The organism is Variovorax sp. ZS18.2.2, assembly GCF_024701975.1.
Classification (GTDB): Bacteria; Pseudomonadota; Gammaproteobacteria; order Burkholderiales; family Burkholderiaceae_C; genus Variovorax.
Map to the genome: position 1 here is coordinate 308932 of NZ_JANLNM010000001.1, position 18198 is coordinate 327129.

Annotated in this window: 13 protein-coding genes and 1 pseudogene; all 14 read right to left on the reverse strand. The window is 64.4% G+C overall.

Translation table 11 applies throughout. From position 1 onward, the window contains the following. Nucleotides 1–81: 81 nt before the first annotated feature. The 14 genes and pseudogenes from NU688_RS01550 to garD all read right to left on the reverse strand — a co-directional run bounded on the left by NU688_RS01550 (nucleotide 82) and on the right by garD (nucleotide 18184). A complete protein-coding gene (locus tag NU688_RS01550) occupies nucleotides 82–1617 on the reverse strand; it encodes a SpoVR family protein (protein WP_257858806.1) in 1536 nt (511 codons plus the stop codon). Then, nucleotides 1614–2906 (reverse strand): YeaH/YhbH family protein, encoded by a 1293-nt coding sequence (locus tag NU688_RS01555; protein ID WP_257858807.1) that lies wholly within the window; start codon nucleotides 2904–2906, stop codon nucleotides 1614–1616. Before NU688_RS01555 ends, NU688_RS01550 begins: the two co-directional genes overlap by 4 nt. A 48-nt stretch (nucleotides 2907–2954) precedes the next feature. Beyond that, complete coding sequence (locus NU688_RS01560) at nucleotides 2955–4877, reverse strand: PrkA family serine protein kinase (protein WP_093434367.1); 1923 nt, start codon at nucleotides 4875–4877, stop codon at nucleotides 2955–2957. A 732-nt stretch (nucleotides 4878–5609) separates the two neighbouring features. Continuing rightward, nucleotides 5610–6749, reverse strand: coding sequence for a molecular chaperone DnaJ (gene dnaJ / locus NU688_RS01565; RefSeq protein ID WP_257858808.1), 1140 nt, complete (start codon nucleotides 6747–6749; stop codon nucleotides 5610–5612). 108 nt (nucleotides 6750–6857) lie between these two features. After that, complete coding sequence (dnaK, locus tag NU688_RS01570; protein WP_257858809.1) at nucleotides 6858–8798, reverse strand: molecular chaperone DnaK; 1941 nt, start codon at nucleotides 8796–8798, stop codon at nucleotides 6858–6860. 116 nt (nucleotides 8799–8914) lie between these two features. After that, nucleotides 8915–9481: a nucleotide exchange factor GrpE gene (gene grpE / locus NU688_RS01575; RefSeq protein WP_257858810.1), complete on the reverse strand. Its 567-nt coding sequence runs from the start codon at nucleotides 9479–9481 to the stop codon at nucleotides 8915–8917. A 156-nt stretch (nucleotides 9482–9637) separates the two neighbouring features. Next, nucleotides 9638–9988, reverse strand: a complete 351-nt coding sequence (locus tag NU688_RS01580; RefSeq protein ID WP_013540334.1) for an FKBP-type peptidyl-prolyl cis-trans isomerase — start codon at nucleotides 9986–9988, stop codon at nucleotides 9638–9640. A gap of 183 nt (nucleotides 9989–10171) precedes the next feature. Continuing rightward, a pseudogene (locus NU688_RS01585) lies at nucleotides 10172–10474 on the reverse strand (winged helix-turn-helix transcriptional regulator); the annotation flags it as partial. Between the two features lie 179 nt (nucleotides 10475–10653). Beyond that, nucleotides 10654–11505, reverse strand: coding sequence for an archaetidylserine decarboxylase (asd, locus tag NU688_RS01590; RefSeq protein ID WP_257860480.1), 852 nt, complete (start codon nucleotides 11503–11505; stop codon nucleotides 10654–10656). Nucleotides 11506–11617: 112 nt separating this feature from the next. Next, nucleotides 11618–12622, reverse strand: a complete 1005-nt coding sequence (locus NU688_RS01595) for a tripartite tricarboxylate transporter substrate binding protein (protein ID WP_257858819.1) — start codon at nucleotides 12620–12622, stop codon at nucleotides 11618–11620. Nucleotides 12623–12645: 23 nt separating this feature from the next. Next, entirely contained in the window at nucleotides 12646–13629 is a 984-nt protein-coding gene (locus tag NU688_RS01600; protein ID WP_257858820.1) for a tripartite tricarboxylate transporter substrate binding protein, read from the reverse strand. Nucleotides 13630–13697: 68 nt separating this feature from the next. Further along, nucleotides 13698–14459 (reverse strand): SDR family NAD(P)-dependent oxidoreductase, encoded by a 762-nt coding sequence (locus NU688_RS01605; protein ID WP_257858821.1) that lies wholly within the window; start codon nucleotides 14457–14459, stop codon nucleotides 13698–13700. A gap of 28 nt (nucleotides 14460–14487) precedes the next feature. Further along, entirely contained in the window at nucleotides 14488–16527 is a 2040-nt protein-coding gene (locus tag NU688_RS01610; protein WP_257858823.1) for a hypothetical protein, read from the reverse strand. A gap of 79 nt (nucleotides 16528–16606) precedes the next feature. Continuing rightward, a complete protein-coding gene (gene garD, locus NU688_RS01615; RefSeq protein ID WP_257858825.1) occupies nucleotides 16607–18184 on the reverse strand; it encodes a galactarate dehydratase in 1578 nt (525 codons plus the stop codon). Between the last annotated feature and the right edge of the window lie 14 nt (nucleotides 18185–18198).

Consider the following 18198-nt stretch of genomic DNA (forward strand, 5'->3'; position numbering starts at 1 on the left):
ATGGCTGCGCTTTGCGCCTTGATTGGGACCGTTTGCGGAGGCTGCTCGGTCACGCCGAATTGCCTCTCAGCCTCTGACCCGCTAGTACATCTGCTTGGGTGCCGTGGCCTTCCAGCTGCGGCTGATGCGGCCGGCGCTGTCGATGCTCTCGAGGTGCACGTCAAAGCCCCAGAGGCGCGCAACGTGCTTGAGCACTTCTTCCGCTCCATCGTGCAAGGGAAGGTTGTTGCGCTGCGTGTGCCGCAGCGTCAGCGAGCGGTCGCCGCGCGTGGCCACGTTCCACACCTGGATGTCGGGCTCGCGGCTGCTGATGTCGTACTGGCGTGACAGCGATTCGCGCAGCGATTGATAACCGCTGTCGTCGTGGATGGCGGAGACCTCGAGCTCGGCTTCGCTCTGAAAGTCGCGAATGGAGAACAGCCGGAAATCGCGCATCGTCTTCGGGCTCAGGAACTGGCCGATGAAGCTCTCGTCCTTGAAGTTGCGCATCGCGTAGTCGAGCGTCGTGACCCAGTCGCTGCCGGCGAAGTCGGGGAACCAGCGGCGGTCTTCCTCGGTGGGCTTCTCGCAGATGCGGCGCAGCTCGGTGAACATCGCGAAGCCCAGCGCATAGGGGTTGATGCCGCTGTAGGCGCGGTGGCCCACCGGCGGCTGGAAGATCACGCCCGTGTGCGAGCTGAGCCATTCCATCATGAAGCCGTCGGCCAGCTGGCCGCGCTCGTACATCGTGTTGAGCAGCGTGTAGTGCCAGAAGGTGGCCCAGCCTTCGTTCATCACCTGCGTCTGGCGCTGCGGATAGAAGTACTGCGCGATCTTGCGCACGATGCGCACCACCTCGCGCTGCCAGGGTTCGAGCAGCGCGGCGTTCTTCTCGATGAAATAGAGCAGGTTTTCCTGTGGCTCCGAGGGAAAGCGCCGCGAGGCGTCGGACTCGGCCGCCTGCTCGGCGCGCTTGGGCAGCGTGCGCCAGAGGTCGTTCACCTGCTGCTGCATGTGGCGCTCGCGGTCCGCGCGCTGCACGCTCTCTTGCGCGAGCGATCGCTTCTGCGGACGGCGATAGCGATCGACGCCGTAGTTCATCAGCGCGTGGCAGGAGTCGAGCAGTTCCTCGACCGCATCGAGGCCGTGCCGCTCCTCGCACTCGGCGATGTAGTGGCGCGCGTAGACGAGGTAGTCGATGATGGACGACGCATCGGTCCACATCCGGAACAGGTAGTTGCCCTTGAAGAAGCTGTTGTGGCCGTAGGCCGCATGCGCGATCACCAGGGCCTGCATGGCCATGGTGTTTTCTTCCATGAGGTAGGCGATGCACGGATCGGAGTTGATCACGATCTCGTACGCCAGGCCCATGTGGCCGCGCTTGTAGTTCTTCTCGGTTGCGATGAACTGTTTGCCGTACGACCAGTGGCGATAGATCATCGGCATACCCACGCTGGCGTAGGCATCCATCATCTGCTCGGCGGTGATCACCTCGAGCTGGTTGGGGTATACGTCCAGGCCGAAGCTCTTGGCGGTTTTCGCGATCTCGGTGTGGTACTGCTCGATCAGCTCGAAGGTCCAGTCCGAAGGGCTGGGCAGGCGCTCCAGGGGGCGGTCGGTGGTGATGATTGTGCTCATGAGGTGACCCCTTCCTTCTTGAACAGGTCGCGGAACACGGGGTAGATGTCCTGTGCGTCGGAGACCTTGCGCATCGCGAAGTTGAGCTGTACGCCTTCGAGCTGCGCGTACTCCTGCCACAGGTTCTGCTCGGTCTCGGCCACCTGCACGTAGGCGTAGTAGCGCACCACCGGCAGGATGTCGTTGACCAGCAACTCGCGGCAGCGGCCGCTGTCCTGGTGCCAGTTGTCGCCGTCGCTGGCCTGCGCGCCGTAGACGTTCCATTCGCCGCTCGGGTAGCGCGCCTTGATGATCTCGTCCATCAGCACCAGCGCGCTCGAGACCACGGTGCCGCCGGTCTCGGTGGCGTGGAAGAACTCTTCCTCCGTCACTTCCTGCGCCTGCGTGTGATGGCGCAGGAACACGAGGTCGATGGTCTCGTAGTGCCGCGTGAGGAACATGTAGAGCAGCATGAAGAAGCGCTTGGCCATGTCCTTGCGCGCCTCGTCCATCGAGCCCGACACGTCCATGAGGCAGAACATCACCGCCTTGGCGCTGGGCACCGGCGTCTTCACACGGTTGCGGTAGCGCAGGTCGATCGGGTCGATGTAGGGCACGTGCCGCATGGTGCGGCGCAGCTCGGCGATGAGTTCCTCGGTCTCGCGGATTTCTTTCTGGATCATCGCCGTTGTGGCCTGTGGATGCGCCTTCAGGTGCAGCAGGTGCGCTTCGAGGCGCTTGAGCTCCTTGCGCGGCTCGCCGCCCAGCGCGATGCGGCGTGCCAGCGCCCCGCGCATCGAGCGCACCACGTGCAGGTTGTTGGGCGAGCCGTCGCTCGTGAAGCCGGCGCGGTGGCTCTTCCACTCGGGCACGTCGGCAATCTGCGTGCGGATGAGGTGTGGCAGCGCGAGGTCGTCGAAGAAGACGCGCATGAACTCCTCGCGCGTGAGGCGGAAGACGAAGTCGTCTTCGCCTTCACCGCTGTCGCTGGCCTCGCCGCTGCCCGAGCCACCGCTGCCCTGGCCTTCGGGTCGCGCGATGCGGTCGCCCTTGAGGTACTCCTGGTTGCCCGGATGCACGTATTCACGGTCGCCGCCACGGGCATGTCCGAACACCGGTTCGGACACATCGTGGCGCGGCAGGGTCACGTCTTCGCCTTGCTCCAGTTCGCGGATGTTGCGGCCGCTGACTGCGCGCCGCACCGCCTCCTGGATCTGCCCCTTGTAGCGCCGGAGAAAGCGCTCACGGTTGCCAATGGACTTGTTCTTGCCCGATAGCCGGCGGTCGATGATCTGCTGCAGGATGGCCACGATGGTGTCAAAGCTCCTTGCAAAAAGAGGACGATTGAAGGCTCGTCGTTATGAACTCTTGCGCACGCGCAGGTACCACTCGCAGAGCAGGCGGACCTGCTTGGCGGTGTAGCCCTTCTCGACCATGCGCGTGACGAAGTCTTCGTGCTTCTTCTGCTCGTCGGCGCTGCTCTTGGTGTTGAAGCTGATCACCGGCAGGAGTTCTTCGGTGTTGGAGAACATCTTCTTCTCGATCACCGCGCGCAGCTTTTCGTAGCTGGTCCACGCCGGGTTGCGCCCCGCGTTGCCGGCCCGTGCGCGCAGCACGAAGTTGACGATCTCGTTGCGGAAGTCCTTCGGGTTGCCGATGCCTGCGGGCCGCTCGATCTTCTCGAGTTCGCCGTTGAGCGAGGCGCGGTCGAACACTTCGCCGGTGTCCACGTCGCGGAACTCCTGGTCCTGGATCCAGTAGTCGGCGTAGGTGACGTAGCGGTCGAAGATGTTCTGTCCGTACTCGCTGTAGCTCTCGAGATACGCGGTCTGGATTTCCTTGCCGATGAACTCGGCATAGCGCGGCGCCAGCAGCTCCTTGATGTAGCTGATGTACTTCTGCTCGACCTCGGGGGCGAACTGCTCGCGCTCGATCTGCTGTTCGAGCACATACATCAGGTGCACCGGGTTGGCGGCGACCTCGGAGCTGTCGAAGTTGAAGACCTTGGAGATGATCTTGAAGGCGAAGCGCGTGGAAACGCCGCTCATGCCCTCGTCGACGCCCGCATAGTCGCGGTACTCCTGGATCGACTTGGCCTTGGGATCGGTGTCCTTCAGGCTCTCGCCATCGTAGACCTGCATCTTGCTGAAGGTGCTGGAGTTCTCGGGCTCCTTCAAGCGCGTGAGCACCGAGAGCTGCGCCATCATGCGCAAGGTGCCGGGCGCGCAGGGGGCCTGGGCCAGCGACGAGTTGCGCACCAGCTTCTCGTAGATCTTGATTTCTTCCGAGGCGCGCAGGCAGTAGGGCACTTTGACGATGTAGATCCGGTCGAGGAAAGCCTCGTTGTTCTTGTTGTTGCGGAAGGCCTTCCACTCGCTCTCGTTGCTGTGCGCGAGCACGATGCCGTCGAACGGAATGGCGCCGAAGCCTTCGGTGCCCTTGAAGTTGCTCTCCTGCGTGGCCGTGAGCAGCGGGTGCAGCACCTTGATGGGCGCCTTGAACATTTCCACGAACTCCAGCAGGCCCTGGTTCGCGAGGCACAGGCCCCCGGAGTAGGCGTAGGCGTCTGGATCGTCCTGGGCATAGGTCTCGAGCTTGCGGATGTCGACCTTGCCGACCAGCGAGGAGATGTCCTGGTTGTTCTCGTCGCCCGGCTCGGTCTTGGCGACCGCGATCTGCCTGAGCACCGAGGGGAAGCGCTTGACCACCTTGAACTGGCGGATGTCGCCGCCGTATTCCTCCAGGCGCTTGACGGCCCAGGGAGAGAGAATTCGATTCAGGTAACGGCGCGGAATGCCGTATTCCTTTTCAAGGATCTCGCCGTCTTCCAGGGTGTCGAAGAGGCCGAGGGGCGATTCGTTCACCGGCGAACCGTGGATCGCATAGAAGGGCACGTGCTCCATGAGCTGCTTCAGGCGCTCGGCGATCGAACTCTTGCCACCGCCGACCGGCCCCAGCAGGTAAAGGATTTGCTTCTTTTCTTCCAGCCCCTGGGCGGCGTGGCGGAAATAGGACACCACCTGTTCGATGGCGTCCTCCATGCCGTAGAACTCCTTGAACGCCGGATAGATCTTGATGACCTTGTTGGCGAAGATGCGCGAAAGCCGGGGGTCGTTGCGCGTATCGACCAGCTCGGGCTCGCCAATGGCCTTGAGCATGCGCTCGGAGGCGGTGGCGTAGGCGGTGGGATCGCGCTTGCAGATATCCAGGTATTCCTGCAGCGAGATCACCTCCTCGCGGGTGCGCTCGTAGCGGGCGGCAAAGTTGCTGATCACATCCATGGTCACGCCTCCATCAGGTCAGTGGGGCTTTTGGCCCCGAGGTCTGCAGCAAAGGCAATGCGCGCCATTTAAAAGGTGCCCGCCCCGCTGCACACGGTGGAAAACTCCCTACAACATTCTGCTAACAATCAGGATAAAGCAAAGATTGAACCCGGCAAATCTTTTATTTATTTCGGACCCCACTGGCAAGTAAAGTTCCTGAAAAAAGCCGGAACTAGTTTTCAAATTTCAGCTAAATTAAAAGGCTCGTCTCGCGTAATTCTCTCCGGGTGAAATGCCTATATCGAATGGCATTGGTGTTTTCCCGAGAACACAGCGCCTATTGAGCGTTGTAGCTCAATAAAAACATACGCCTCCCTGCAATAACGCGCGATCTGTCGTTTGGTTTATTGCACATCCAAAAATTATCTAAAAGCAATCCTCACGCCACCTTGAGATCGGCGCCTAGCGCATGTACGCGTGGGAAAGCAGCGCAGATGCTGGTCGGCGCGTACCGCAACAGTGCAAGGGGCACCGACTGTGTGCTCTACGAGGGTTTCGCGGCCTTGGATGCACCAGTCCGAAGAGACAAGGCCTTCCGCCTCGGCGCGAGCCGCCATGTGCCCGAAGGACGATGGGCTCTGTTACAGACGAAGAAAAGCCCCGAGGCCCTGCTGCAATCGATGCACGCAGAGGCTCAGGGCCTCGAACATCCCCGCACGTCTTTGGTGCCCGGCGGGATGGTCCCTCAACTCAGCTGAAAAATTCCTTGGCCTTGTCGAACCAGCCCTTGTCGGTGGGGCTGTGCTTGTCGCCGCCCTTCTTGAGCGACTCGTCGAGTTCCTTCAGCAGCTTGCGCTGGTGTTCGGTGAGTTTCACCGGCGTCTCGACGCGCACATGGCAGTACAGGTCGCCCGGGTAGCTCGAGCGCACGCCCTTGATGCCCTTGCCGCGCAGGCGGAACTGCTTGCCGCTCTGCGTGCCGTCGGGAATGTCGATGGCGGCCGCACCCTTGAGCGTGGGCACGTTGATCTCGCCGCCGAGCGCGGCCGTGGTCACGCTGACCGGCACCACGCAGTGCAGGTCGTCGCCGTCGCGTTCGAAGAGTTCGTGTTTCTTCAGGCGGATCTCGATGTACAGATCGCCCGGAGGCCCGCCGTTGGTGCCGGGCTCGCCGTTGCCGGTGCTGCGGATGCGCATGCCGTCGTCGATGCCGGCCGGGATCTTCACCTCGAGCGTCTTGTTGTTCTTGATCTTGCCCTGGCCATGGCACACGGTGCAGGGCTCGGGAATGATCTTGCCCGTGCCGTGGCAGGTGGGGCAGGTCTGCTGCACGCTGAAGAAGCCCTGGCGCATCTGCACTGCGCCCGCCCCGTGGCAGGTGGTGCAGGTGATCGGCTTGGTGCCGGGCTTGGCGCCCGAGCCCTTGCAGGTGTCGCAGTTGTCCCAGCTGGGAATGCGGATCTGGGCTTCCTTGCCCTCGGCCGCTTCTTCGAGCGTGACTTCCATCGCATAGCTCAGGTCGCTGCCGCGGAACACCTGGCGCCCGCCGCCCTGGCGACCGCCGCGCGCACCGCCGAACACGTCGCCGAAGATGTCGCCGAAGGCTTCCGCGAAGCCGCCGAAGCCTTCAGTGCCCGGGCCGCCGCGCATGTTGGGGTCGACGCCGGCGTGGCCGTACTGGTCGTAGGCCGCGCGCTTCTGGCCGTCCGACAGCATTTCGTACGCTTCCTTCACCTCCTTGAACTTGGCCTCGGCGTCCTTGCTGGTGTCGCCGTGGTTGCGGTCGGGGTGGTGCTTCATCGCAAGCTTGCGATAAGCCTTCTTGATTTCGTCCTCGTTCGCGTTCTTGGGGACGCCGAGGGTTTCGTAATAGTCGCGTTTGGTGGCCATGGCAGGTCGATCAGGAGGCTCGTGAGGCAGCGGGAACTCGGGTAACTGGAAGCGAGAAAGGCTGGAGCACCCCGTGGGGTGATCCAGCCTTGGTCAAGGGGCTGTGGATCAGCCCTTCTTGACTTCCTTGACTTCGGCGTCGACCACGTTGTCGTCGGCCTGTGCGTGCGCAGCAGCTTCCGCGCCAGCCGGACCGCTGGCGGCCGAGGCGCTGGCCGCAGCCGCTTGCGATTCCGCGTACATCTTTTCGCCCAGCTTCTGGCTGGCTGTCATCAGCGTGTTGGTCTTTTCCTCGATCACGGCCTTGTCTTCACCCTTGAGGGCTTCTTCGACGTCCTTGATCGCGGCTTCGATCGCTTCCTTTTCGGCGGCTTCGAGGCTCGCACCATGTTCGCCCAGCGACTTCTTCACGCTGTGCACCATGGCTTCGCCCTGGTTGCGGGCCTGCACGATCTCGAGCTTCTTCTTGTCGTCTTCGGCGTTGAGCTCGGCGTCCTTCACCATCTTCTGGATCTCGTCTTCGGAGAGGCCCGAGTTCGCCTTGATGGTGATCTTGTTTTCCTTGCCCGTGCCCTTGTCCTTCGCGCCGACGTGCAGGATGCCGTTGGCGTCGATGTCGAAGCTCACCTCGATCTGCGGCGTGCCGCGCGATGCGGGCGGAATGCCTTCGAGGTTGAATTCGCCCAGCGCCTTGTTGCCCGAAGCGATTTCGCGTTCGCCCTGGAACACCTTGATCGTCACGGCCGGCTGGTTGTCTTCGGCGGTCGAGAAGGTCTGCGCGAACTTCGTCGGGATCGTGGTGTTCTTCGTGATCATCTTGGTCATCACGCCGCCCATGGTCTCGATGCCCAGCGACAGCGGGGTCACGTCCAGCAGCAGCACGTCCTTGCGGTCGCCCGAGAGCACCTGGCCCTGGATGGCGGCGCCGACAGCCACGGCTTCGTCGGGGTTCACGTCCTTGCGCGGTTCCTTGCCGAAGAAGGCCTTCACCTTTTCCTGCACCTTGGGCATGCGGGTCATGCCACCGACCAGGATCACGTCGTTGATGTCGCTCACGCTGATGCCGGCGTCCTTGATGGCCAGGCGGCAGGGCGCGATGGTGCGCTCGACCAGCTCGTCGACCAGGCTCTCCAGCTTGGCGCGGGTGAGCTTGATGTTCAGGTGCTTCGGACCCGAGGCATCGGCCGTGATGTAGGGCAGGTTGATGTCGGTCTGCGCGCTGTTCGACAGTTCGATCTTGGCCTTTTCAGCGGCTTCCTTCAGGCGCTGCAGGGCGAGCACGTCCTTGCTCAGGTCGACGCCCTGGTCCTTTTTGAACTCGGCAATGATGTAGTCGATGATGCGCTGGTCGAAGTCTTCGCCGCCGAGGAACGTGTCGCCGTTGGTCGACAGCACTTCGAACTGCTTCTCGCCGTCGACGTCTGCGATCTCGATGATCGACACGTCGAAGGTGCCGCCGCCCAGGTCATACACGGCGATCTTGCGATCGGCCTTGTCCTGCTTGTCCAGGCCAAAGGCCAGGGCCGCAGCGGTGGGCTCGTTGATGATGCGCTTGACGTCCAGGCCCGCGATGCGGCCGGCGTCCTTGGTGGCCTGGCGCTGGGCGTCGTTGAAGTAGGCCGGCACCGTGATCACGGCTTCGGTGATGGTCTCGCCGAGATAGTCTTCGGCGGTCTTCTTCATCTTGCGCAGGATGTCGGCGCTGACTTGCTGCGGGGCCATCTTCTTGCCGCGCACTTCGACCCATGCGTCGCCGTTGTCGGCCTTGGCGATGGTGTAGGGCATCAGGTCGATGTCCTTCTGCACTTCCTTTTCCTCGAACTTGCGGCCGATCAAACGCTTGATCGCGTACAGCGTGTTCTTGGGGTTGGTGACGGCCTGGCGCTTGGCCGAGGCACCGACCAAGACTTCACCGTCTTCCTGGTACGCGACGATCGACGGCGTGGTGCGGGCACCTTCCGAGTTCTCGATCACACGCGTGGTGTTGCCTTCCATGATCGACACGCACGAGTTGGTGGTGCCGAGGTCGATGCCGATGATCTTTGCCATGTTCTGTACTCCTGAAAGCCTGAAAAATATGTTGTTATGAACTTGTGGATAACCCAGCCCGATTCAAGGGAAGGAGCGGGGATTTCCTGTGGGAATCTTGTGTGCCGATTGGCTGGTTACTTCGGCGCGCTGACCGTGACCAGCGCCGGGCGCAGCACGCGCTCGTTGATGGTGTAGCCCTTCTGGAGCACGCTCACCACGGTGTTGGGTTCCTGCCCGGGAGCGGGCACCACCGAGATGGCCTGGTGCTGGTGCGGATCGAACTTGGTGCCGGCGGCCGGGGCCACTTCGATCACCTTGTTGCGTTCGAGCGCGCTCTTGAGTTGGCGCAGCGTGGCTTCGGCGCCTTCGCGGATCTGCTCGGGGGTGGCGTCCTTGATGGCGAGGCCCGCTTCAAGGCTGTCGGTTACCGGCAGCAGGCTTTCGGCAAAGGCCTCGACCGCGAATTTGCGGGCCTTGGTGATTTCGTCGTCGGCGCGGCGGCGGGCGTTTTGAACGTCGGCCTGGGCGCGCAGGTATTGATCGGCCAATTCGGCGTTCTTGGCCTGCAGCGCTGCCAGTTCGCCTTGCGCCGCGGCCAATGCGTCGGCTTCATTGGCGGCCTGCGCGGCCTCCAGTTCTTCGGGACTGGGCTCGCCTTGCAGCATTTGCGAATTCTGTGCGGATTGTTGCGGGTCAGACATTTTTCAAAGAACGGCGTGCGCCGGGAAAACAAACGATAGCCAGCCACTTGGGGCTGGCCAGGGGCATTTCAAGCGAAAAAATGCGGAAAAAGGGGCCGTCGAGGCATGAAAAAGGCCCGAAATCGGGCCTGTGCACCAATCGTGGCCAGTGAGCGATCAGTGCGCGTCGAGCAGTTCGACGTCGAACTTGAGCGTGGCGTTCGGCGGGATCACGCCACCGGCGCCGCGGGCGCCGTAGCCCAGCGATGCGGGAATGATCAGCGTGCGCTTGCCGCCGATCTTCATGCCGGCGACGCCTTCGTCCCAGCCCTTGATGACCTGGCCTGCGCCCAGCGAGAACGCGAAGGGGTCGTTGCGGTCGCGGCTCGAATCGAACTTGGCGCCTTGCACGCCGTCGTTGTAGAGCCAGCCGGTGTAGTGCACATGCACGTGCTGGCCAGCCTTGGCTTCGGCGCCGGTGCCGACTTCGGTGTCTTCGTACTGGAGGCCGGAGGGGGTGGTAGGCATGGGAAAACGCTCCTTGCGTCGATGAATGGTGAATTGGATCGAAGGCGCGGAGTTTACCGATGCCGGCTGACGGCCTGCTCAGCTCGTCGTATCGGCGGGCGGTGCGGGAGGTGGCGAGGAGGGGGTCGGAGGCGTGACGGGCACGGCTGGCGCATTGGCCGCGGGCGCAACTGGTGCGGCCGCTTTTTTGAGCTGGCCCAGCTGCCATTTGCCGGCAAAGGCCTGCAGGTCGGACAGCCGCTTGAGCAGGTCCTGCCCGCTCAGGGTGAGGCAATAACCGTCGCTGCCGTGGCTCACGATGCCGGCCTCGCGCAGCTCCTTGATGCGGGTGTTCAGGGTGTTGGGAGTGATGCCGCCCACGCTGTCCTGCAGCAGGCGAAAGGTCTGGGCATGGCCGTCGCGCAGGGCCCAGAGCACACGCAGCGCATAGCGGGCCTCGAGCAGTGCGAGCAACTGGCTGACGGCTGCGTTTTCCTTGGTACTCATCGACATCATCTCCTCGAAGCTGGGCGGGCTGCGGGCCTGTGGCTGGCCGATGCCGCGCGCTCTTGTTTGTGATTGGTTATGGACCGTCCTGCTGGCCGGCGACTATAGCGCAAACGATGTGGATGCTACTAGTTTTATAGCTGTAAGGGCATGCTGCATGCGGGCTGTGAGACAAAGCCTCACAAATTCGTGTAGTCGGCCATGGCTTCGCCCAGACGGATCGCGCGGGTGGGCGACCAGTCGGGGTTGAACGCCAGCGCGGGCGCCGGGAACAGCATGACGACGGTGGAGCCGAGCAAGAAACGGCCCATCTCGTCGCCCTTCCTGATGTCGATCTGCTGGTCGTTGTAGCTCCACTCGCGCAGCTCGCCCACGCGCGGCGGATTCACCACGCCGTGCCACACGGTGGCCATGCTGCCGACGATGGTGGCGCCCACGAGCACCAGCACGAAGGGTCCGCGCGCCGATTCGAAAACGCACACCACGCGCTCGTTGCGCGCGAAGAGCCCGGGCACGCCGCGCGCGGTGGTCGGGTTGACCGAGAACAGCTCGCCGGGCACGTGGATCATGCGAACGAGCCGCCCGTCGCAAGGCATGTGAATGCGGTGGTAGTCCTTGGGGCTCAGGTAGAGCGTCGCGAAGCTGCCGTGCGCGAACTTCGCGGCCAGCGTGGCGTCGCCGCCGACCAGCGCGGTGGTCGTGTAGTTGTGGCCCTTGGCCTGGAAGATCTGGTCGCCCTCGATCGCGCCGAACTGGCTGATGGCACCGTCCACGGGACACACAAGGTCGGCCTGCGCGAGCGGACGCATGCCGGGCTTGAGTGCGCGCGTGAAGAACTGGTTAAAGCTTTTGTAGTGCTCGATGTCGGACTCGAGCGCCTCGCCCATGTTCACGTCGTACTTGGCGACGAAGCGGCGAATGATCCATGTGGTGACGGCACCGCGTTCCTTCCCCGCGACCCAGCCGGCGAAATTGGTCAGGGCCTGCTTGGGGAACAGGTATTGGGGCAGAACTGCGGAGCGGTCGGACACGTTGGGGGAAGCCTCGAATGCGGATTGGAGGGGCATTCTATAAAGCGCCCTCCGCAAGGAACGTAGGAAGCTTCCCTCGGTTTTGCGTGGGTGCCGGCCGGCGGCGAATGACTTAGTCCGCCTTGATGCCGGCCGCCTTGATCACCGCGGCCCACTTCTCCACCTCGGCCTTCTGGAACGCCGCGATCTGCGCCGTCGACAGATCGGCCGGCTCCATGCCGAAGCCCTTGAGCTTGTCCTGCATCTCGGGCGTCGCGAGGATCTTGCGGATCTCGGTGTGCAGCCGTTCGACGACCGGCGCCGGCGTGCCCGCGGGCACGAAGATCGCCTGCCATGACACCACCTCGAAATCCTTCAGCCCCTCGATGCCCGACTCGGCCACCGTCGGCACGTCGGGCATCGAGGCCAGGCGCCTGGCCGAGGTGACAGCGATGGCGCGCAGCTTGCCGCTCTGGATGTGCGGGCCCGCGACCACCGTGGTGTCGAACATCATGTCGACCTGGCCGCCGATCGCGTCCTGGATCGCCGGGCCGCTGCCCTTGTACGGGATGTGCGTGAACTTCACGCCCGACTTGAAGGCCAGCAGTTCCAGGGCCAGGTGCTGCGAGGTGCCCGTGCCGGCCGAGGCCGACGAGAGCCCGCCCGGCTTGGCCTTGCTCGCATCGAGCACGTCCTTGAGCGTCTTGTACGGGCTCGCCTGGTTCACCACCAGCACCACCGGGTTGGTGCCGATCAGCGTCACCGGCGCGAACGACTTCTGCGGGTCGTAGCCGATCTTGGGATACAGGCTCACGTTGATCGCGTGCGAACTGATCGTGCCGCCCACCAGCGTGAAGCCGTCGGGCGCGGCGCGCGCGCCGATCTCCGAACCCACGCTGCCGCCCGCGCCGCCCTTGTTGTCGATGATCACGCTCGTGCCCAGCACGGTGCCCAGCTTCTGCCCGATCAACCGGCCCAGCACGTCGGTGGTGCCGCCCGCGGGAAAGGGCACGAGGTAGGTGATGGCCTTGCCCGTGGGCCAGGTGTTGCTGCTTTGCGCGAACGCGGGCAGGGCCGTGGCGAGCGAAGAGGCGATCGAGGTGGCGAGGGCGGTTCGGATCAGTGTGCGGCGCTGCATGTCTCTGGTCTCCGATGGCCCGGTCATGGCTTGATGTTCAGCTTGGTGATCAGCGCCTTGAAGTAGGCGTTGTCCTTGGCCAGCGTTTCCTTGAACGCCGCGCCATCGGTGTAGACGTAGCCCAGGTTCTGCTTGTCCATCACCTCGTGCATCAGCGGCTCTGCCGCTGTCTTCGCGGTGATCTCGCGCAGCCTGGCCATCACTTCGGGCGGCGTGTTCTTCGGCGCGCCGAGGCCGCGCCAGGTGCCGATCGACAGATCGATGCCGCGCTCCTTGGCGGTCGGGACCTTCTCGAAGCCCTTCACGCGCTTGTCGGCCATCACCATCAGCACCTTGAGCTTGCCGCCCTGCACGTGCGTCGTCACTTCGGCCGGGCTCACCGCCACGGCTTCGATGTGGCCACCCAGGAGGGCGAGCACCGCGGGCGCCGCGCCCTGGAACGGGATGTGGCCGAACTTCGTGCCGGTCTTGTCTTCGAGTGCCGCCGCCGCCAGGTGCCAGATCGAGCCGTTGCCCGAGTTGCCCACGCGGATGCCCTCGGGCGACTTCTTCGCGGCGGCCAGGAACTCCTCGATCGTGTTCCACGGCGCATCGGCCTTCACGGTGATCGCGGCCGGGTCGGCGTTGAGCTGCGCGATCGGCTGGAAGTCGTCGTAGTTGAACTTCGCCAGACCCAGGTGCGGCAGCGTGAGCAGCTCGACCGTGAGCACCGCGAGCTTGTAGCCGTCGGGCTTGGCGTTGATCACCTCGGTCCAGCCGATGGCGCCGCCCGCGCCAGGGCGGTTGACGATCACGATGCTCTGCGAGATGTGCTTGCGGCTCGCTTCCGAGAAAGCGCGCGCGAGGCCGTCGGTGCCGCCGCCCGGCTGGTAGGGCACCAGCAGTTCGATCGTGCGGTTCGGAAAGTCGTTGGCCGCCTGCGCGGAGGCCGTGGGGGCGAGGCCGAGCGAGAGGGTGGCCGTGGCCGAAAGGGCGGCGAGTCCGCGAATGAATGTGCTTCTTTTCATGATGTCTCTTGTCTCCGTTGTTGATCTGATCCACGAACGCCCGCGAGGGCGTTCTCTCTCTCCAATGGTCAGGGCATGTACTGCCCGCCATTCACCTCGATGACCTGGCCCGTCACATAGCCCGAGAGCTGTTCCGAGGCCAGATAAAGAAATGCTCCGACGCATTCCTCAGGCTCGCCGATGCGGCCCATCGGAATGCTCGCCCTGAAGTTCTCCAGCATCGCGGGCGTCGAGAAGCGGTCCTGGAAGGGCGTCTGGATCACGCCCGGCGCGACCGCGTTCACTCGGATCTTGTCGCCCACCAGTTCCTTGGCCAGGCCGTGCGTCGCCGTGCTCACGAAGCCCTTGGAGCCCGCGTACAGGTACGCGGCCGGCCCGCCGCCGGTGCGCGCCGCGACCGAGGTCACGTTGATGATGTTGCCGCCGCCCTGCGTGCGCATCAGGGGAACCACCTCACGGCAGAACGCGAGCACCGAGCGCGCGTTGATGTGCATCACCTCGTCGAACAGGGCATCGTCGAACTCGGCGATGGGCACGCGCTTGACCAGGCTGTCCGCGTTGTTCACCAGCACGTCGATGCGGCCGAACTCCGCCTGGGTCTGCTTCACGCAGTCGCGGATCGCGGCGGTGTCGCGCACGTCGGCCTTCACCGCGAACGCGGTGCCGCCGGCGGCGCGGATCGTCGCAACGACCTGGTTCGCCGCGTCGGCCGAGCTGTTGTAGTGCACCGCCACGCGCATGCCGCGCGCGGCGAAAGCGATGGCCACCGCGGCGCCGATGCCGGTGCTGGCACCGGTGACGAGCGCGGTCTTGTCCTTGAGGTCTTCCATGAGAGCTTCCGTTGATGAGATCGAAAGGTCAGCGCGGCGCTATGGACGCCACGCTGGGCGAGCGGTACTTCAGCACCCACTTGATGGTGAGCGGCGCGGCGAAGCTGAAGGCCGGTGTGCTGCAGCGGATGCTGGTCTTGAGCGCGCCGGTGGGCGTGTTGTAGTCCCTGTCGGCGCTCACGTCGACCGGTGCGCAGTCCTGCAGGCCTTCGACCTCGAAGCCCTGCACATCGCCGTTGGCGTAGCTGAACTTGTTGCCGCCGAGCGCAGTCACGCCGTCGGAGTAGGAGCCGAATTCCATCTCGACCTTGCCGATGTCGAGCGTGCCCACGGGCGTGTAGGTGTCCAAGCGGGTGATCCGGCCCGGCTCGAAGGTGTAGGCGGTCGACGAGGTGATGCGCGCGTCCTTGAACGGACTGCCGCCGCTGCTGGTGCCGGCCACGCGGTCCATCGCGTCCTGCTCGTAGTTCACCGTCAGCACCTTGCCTGCCTCGAGCATCTTGAGGTTCTTCTGGTACGACGCGGGAATCAGCACCTGCGGCGTGCCCGCATTCACGAAAGTGAATTGCGGCTGCAGCTGCGGCCAGCGCGTGTCGGCCACGCCCGAGAGCATGTTGTACGAGTAGGGCACCGCGAAGTACGGATTGGTGCGGTGGTAGGTCGCTGCGCCGTTCACCACAGGCAGGCTGATCACGCGCAGGCCGTCGCGATAGGTCACGAGGCCGCGGTCGTAGGTGGCGGGCTGGCCGTCGAAGCCGGCGAACTTGGTCAGCGTCGAGCGCGGCAGCTTGTCCAGGTAGGCCAGGAAAGTCTGCGTCGACACCGGCGGCTTCTGCGCATAGCCCGCGCTCTTCCACAGGTTGTTGGTGTAGATCAGTTGGTGCGACAGGCTCAGGTTCTCGCCCAGGATGCGCGCGATGCCGCGGTAGCTGTCCACGCGCCGGCCCTTGTTCCACATGTTGAGCGAGCCGGCCTCGGCGTCGTACCAGAACTCGACGTACTTGGCCGTGACGCGCGTGGCGAAGGCATAGGCGATGTCTTTCTCTTCGGCGGTGAGCACGTTCTCGTGCTCGGCGGCAGATAGCACTTCGGCAAAGGCCGTGTCGGCATAACCCGCGAGGCTGCGGCCGAAGTCCACACCATTCCCGGCCGGGTTGAGCCGGGCCTTGATCACGTCCACCGACTGGCGCAGCCACCCCTTGAGCGAGGCTTCGTCCTCGGCCGAGACCGTCATGCCGGTCTCGATGAGCCGCTGCATGATCTCGCCGATCAAGAGGATGCTGTAGCGGTCGAAGCGCCCGCTGCCGTCGGTCTCGTCGGAGAAGCCGAAGGCCGAGAAGGTCTTGTAGTGGTTGATCATCTTCTGCAGCAATGCCTCGCTGGCCTCCGGGCCTTCCCAGCCCATGAGGTAGCGCAGGCGCGCGATGCTGAAGGCCACGCCGTAGTAGTTGGTGGGCAGGTTGATCAGCGAATAGTCGGCCGGGTTGACGAAGGCGCGCCAGTCGAGCTTGGTCTTGAGCTTGTCGAGCGTGCCCGCGTTGATCGCGGGGCTCGCGCCGTCCAGGAGGCCCGCCTTCTTGAGCTTCCACAGGGCCGACATGTAGTAGTAGATGCCCCAGCTGTCGTTGGTCGAATCGATGGTGACGTCGGCGATCTCGCGGTAGCCGTCCAGGTAGGTCTGGTACTTCGGGTCCGACGGCGGGGTGTTGAGCAGCAGATAAGAGAACCCGATGGCAACCTTGCCCGGGAGGAACTTGTCGCCGCTCGTGGGGGCGAACACTTCCTGTCCCTGGATCACGGTCTTGATGCCCTGCGCGCGCACCTGCTCGAACAAGCGGTCGATCGTCGGCAGCAGGTTCTCCCGCACGATGTCGTCCATCGGCTTGTTCGACAGCTTGGGCTGGGCTGCGAGTACTTCAGGGTCCACCGGGGTCTCGGCCGGCGGCGGCGCTGGCGGGTTGACCGCCACGGATGGAATGAACACGCCACCACCGTTACTCCCACCGCCGCATGCGGTGAGCAGGGCGGCGCCTGCGATCAGGCTCAATACCAGCTTGGGTTTCTGCATCCTCTGTCTCCTTCTGTTGTAGAAAAAACCAGGCCCGGCTCCTCCGCCGTGCCATCCGGATCAGATCGCCGTCACCTCCTCAGGTCACGGGTGCGGGGTTGAAGAGCACGAGCGCGTTGTGCAGCTTCCAGTGCTCCGCCCAGGTCTTCTTCCTGCCGCTGGCCACATCGAGCATCAGCCGGAACAGTTCCCAGCCCACGTCTTCGATGGTGGCGTCGCCGTCGGCGATGCGGCCCGCGTTCACGTCCATCAGGTCGTGCCAGCGGCGTGCGAGGTCGCTGCGCGTGGCGACCTTGATGACCGGCACTTCGGCCAGCCCGTAGGGCGTGCCGCGGCCGGTGGTGAAGATGTGCAGGTTGATGCCCGCGGCCAGCTGCAGCGTGCCGCAGATGAAGTCGCTGGCGGGCGTCGCCGCGTAGATCAGGCCCTTCTGCCTGACCTTCTCGCCCGGCGAGAGCACGCCCGTGATCGGCGCGGAGCCCGACTTCACGATCGAGCCCATCGCCTTCTCGACGATGTTGGAGAGCCCGCCCTTCTTGTTGCCAGGCGTGGTGTTGGCGCTGCGGTCCACGCGGCCCTTCTGCAGGTAGGCGTCGTACCAGGCCATCTCGCGGATCATGGCCTCGGCCACTTCGGGCGACGACGCGCGCGAAGTGAGCTGGTCGATGCCGTCGCGCACTTCGGTGGTTTCCGAGAACATCACGGTGGCGCCCGCACGCACCAGCAGGTCAGTCGCAAAGCCAACGGCCGGGTTCGCGGTCACGCCCGAGAAGGCGTCACTGCCGCCGCACTGCACGCCCACCACGAGTTCGCTCGCGGGCACTGTCTCGCGCCGGCGTGCGTTCAGCCGCGCGAGATGCACCTCGGCTTGGCGCATCACCGAATCGATCATCGACATGAACCCGACGTGCGCGTCGTCCTGGAGGCACACCACGTCGAGCGCAGCATCGGTCGCGCCTTCGCCGCGCTGGTCCGTGATCGGAATGGTGCCGGGTGGCAGCAGGCGCTCGGGCTGCAGCTTCTCGCAGCCCAGGCTCACCACCATCACCTCGCCACCGAAGTTGGGGTTGAGGCTGATGTTGCGCAACGTGCGGATCGGAATGATCGCGTCGGGCGCGTCGATGGCCACGCCGCAGCCGTAGCTGTGTTCCAGCGCCACCACGTCGTCGACGTTCGGAAACTTCGGCAGCAGCTCGGCCTTGATGCGCTGCACCGCGAATTCGGTGACGCCGGCCACGCACTGCACGGTCTGCGTGATCGCCAGGATGTTGCGCGAGCCTACCGAGCCGTCGGCGTTGCGGTAGCCCTCGAAGGTGTAGCCCTCCAGCGGTGGCAGGGCGGGGGGCTTCACGGTCGCGATGGGCAGGCCGTCGAGCTCGGGCGCCGTCGGCATGCGCATCACGCGCTCGTGCACCCAGCTGCCGCGCGGCAGCGACTTCTGGGCGTAGCCGATCACCACGTTGTAGCGAACGATGGCGTCGCCCTCGGCCAGGTCGGCCAGCGCCACCTTGTGGCCTTGCGGCACGTTGTCCACCAGCACGAGGCCGTCGGCGAACGTCGCGCCCGTCTTCAGGCCGCCGTCGTTCGCAACGATGGCGACGTTGTCGGCCGCGTGGATGCGGATGTAGAGCGGGGGGCGGGTGTTCGCGTCGGCCATCGTGGGGCTCTTTC

What these genes read in the sequence shown, in the direction of transcription:
- NU688_RS01550 (WP_257858806.1), bottom strand. Translation starts at nt 1,617, where the DNA reads ATGAGCACAATCATCACCACCGACCGCCCCCTGGAGCGCCTGCCCAGC.
- NU688_RS01560 (WP_093434367.1), bottom strand. Translation starts at nt 4,877, where the DNA reads ATGGATGTGATCAGCAACTTTGCCGCCCGCTACGAGCGCACCCGCGAG.
- dnaJ (WP_257858808.1), bottom strand. Translation starts at nt 6,749, where the DNA reads ATGGCCACCAAACGCGACTATTACGAAACCCTCGGCGTCCCCAAGAAC.
- dnaK (WP_257858809.1), bottom strand. Translation starts at nt 8,798, where the DNA reads ATGGCAAAGATCATCGGCATCGACCTCGGCACCACCAACTCGTGCGTG.
- grpE (WP_257858810.1), bottom strand. Translation starts at nt 9,481, where the DNA reads ATGTCTGACCCGCAACAATCCGCACAGAATTCGCAAATGCTGCAAGGC.
- NU688_RS01580 (WP_013540334.1), bottom strand. Translation starts at nt 9,988, where the DNA reads ATGCCTACCACCCCCTCCGGCCTCCAGTACGAAGACACCGAAGTCGGC.
- NU688_RS01595 (WP_257858819.1), bottom strand. Translation starts at nt 12,622, where the DNA reads ATGCAGCGCCGCACACTGATCCGAACCGCCCTCGCCACCTCGATCGCC.
- NU688_RS01600 (WP_257858820.1), bottom strand. Translation starts at nt 13,629, where the DNA reads ATGAAAAGAAGCACATTCATTCGCGGACTCGCCGCCCTTTCGGCCACG.
- NU688_RS01605 (WP_257858821.1), bottom strand. Translation starts at nt 14,459, where the DNA reads ATGGAAGACCTCAAGGACAAGACCGCGCTCGTCACCGGTGCCAGCACC.
- NU688_RS01610 (WP_257858823.1), bottom strand. Translation starts at nt 16,527, where the DNA reads ATGCAGAAACCCAAGCTGGTATTGAGCCTGATCGCAGGCGCCGCCCTG.
- garD (WP_257858825.1), bottom strand. Translation starts at nt 18,184, where the DNA reads ATGGCCGACGCGAACACCCGCCCCCCGCTCTACATCCGCATCCACGCG.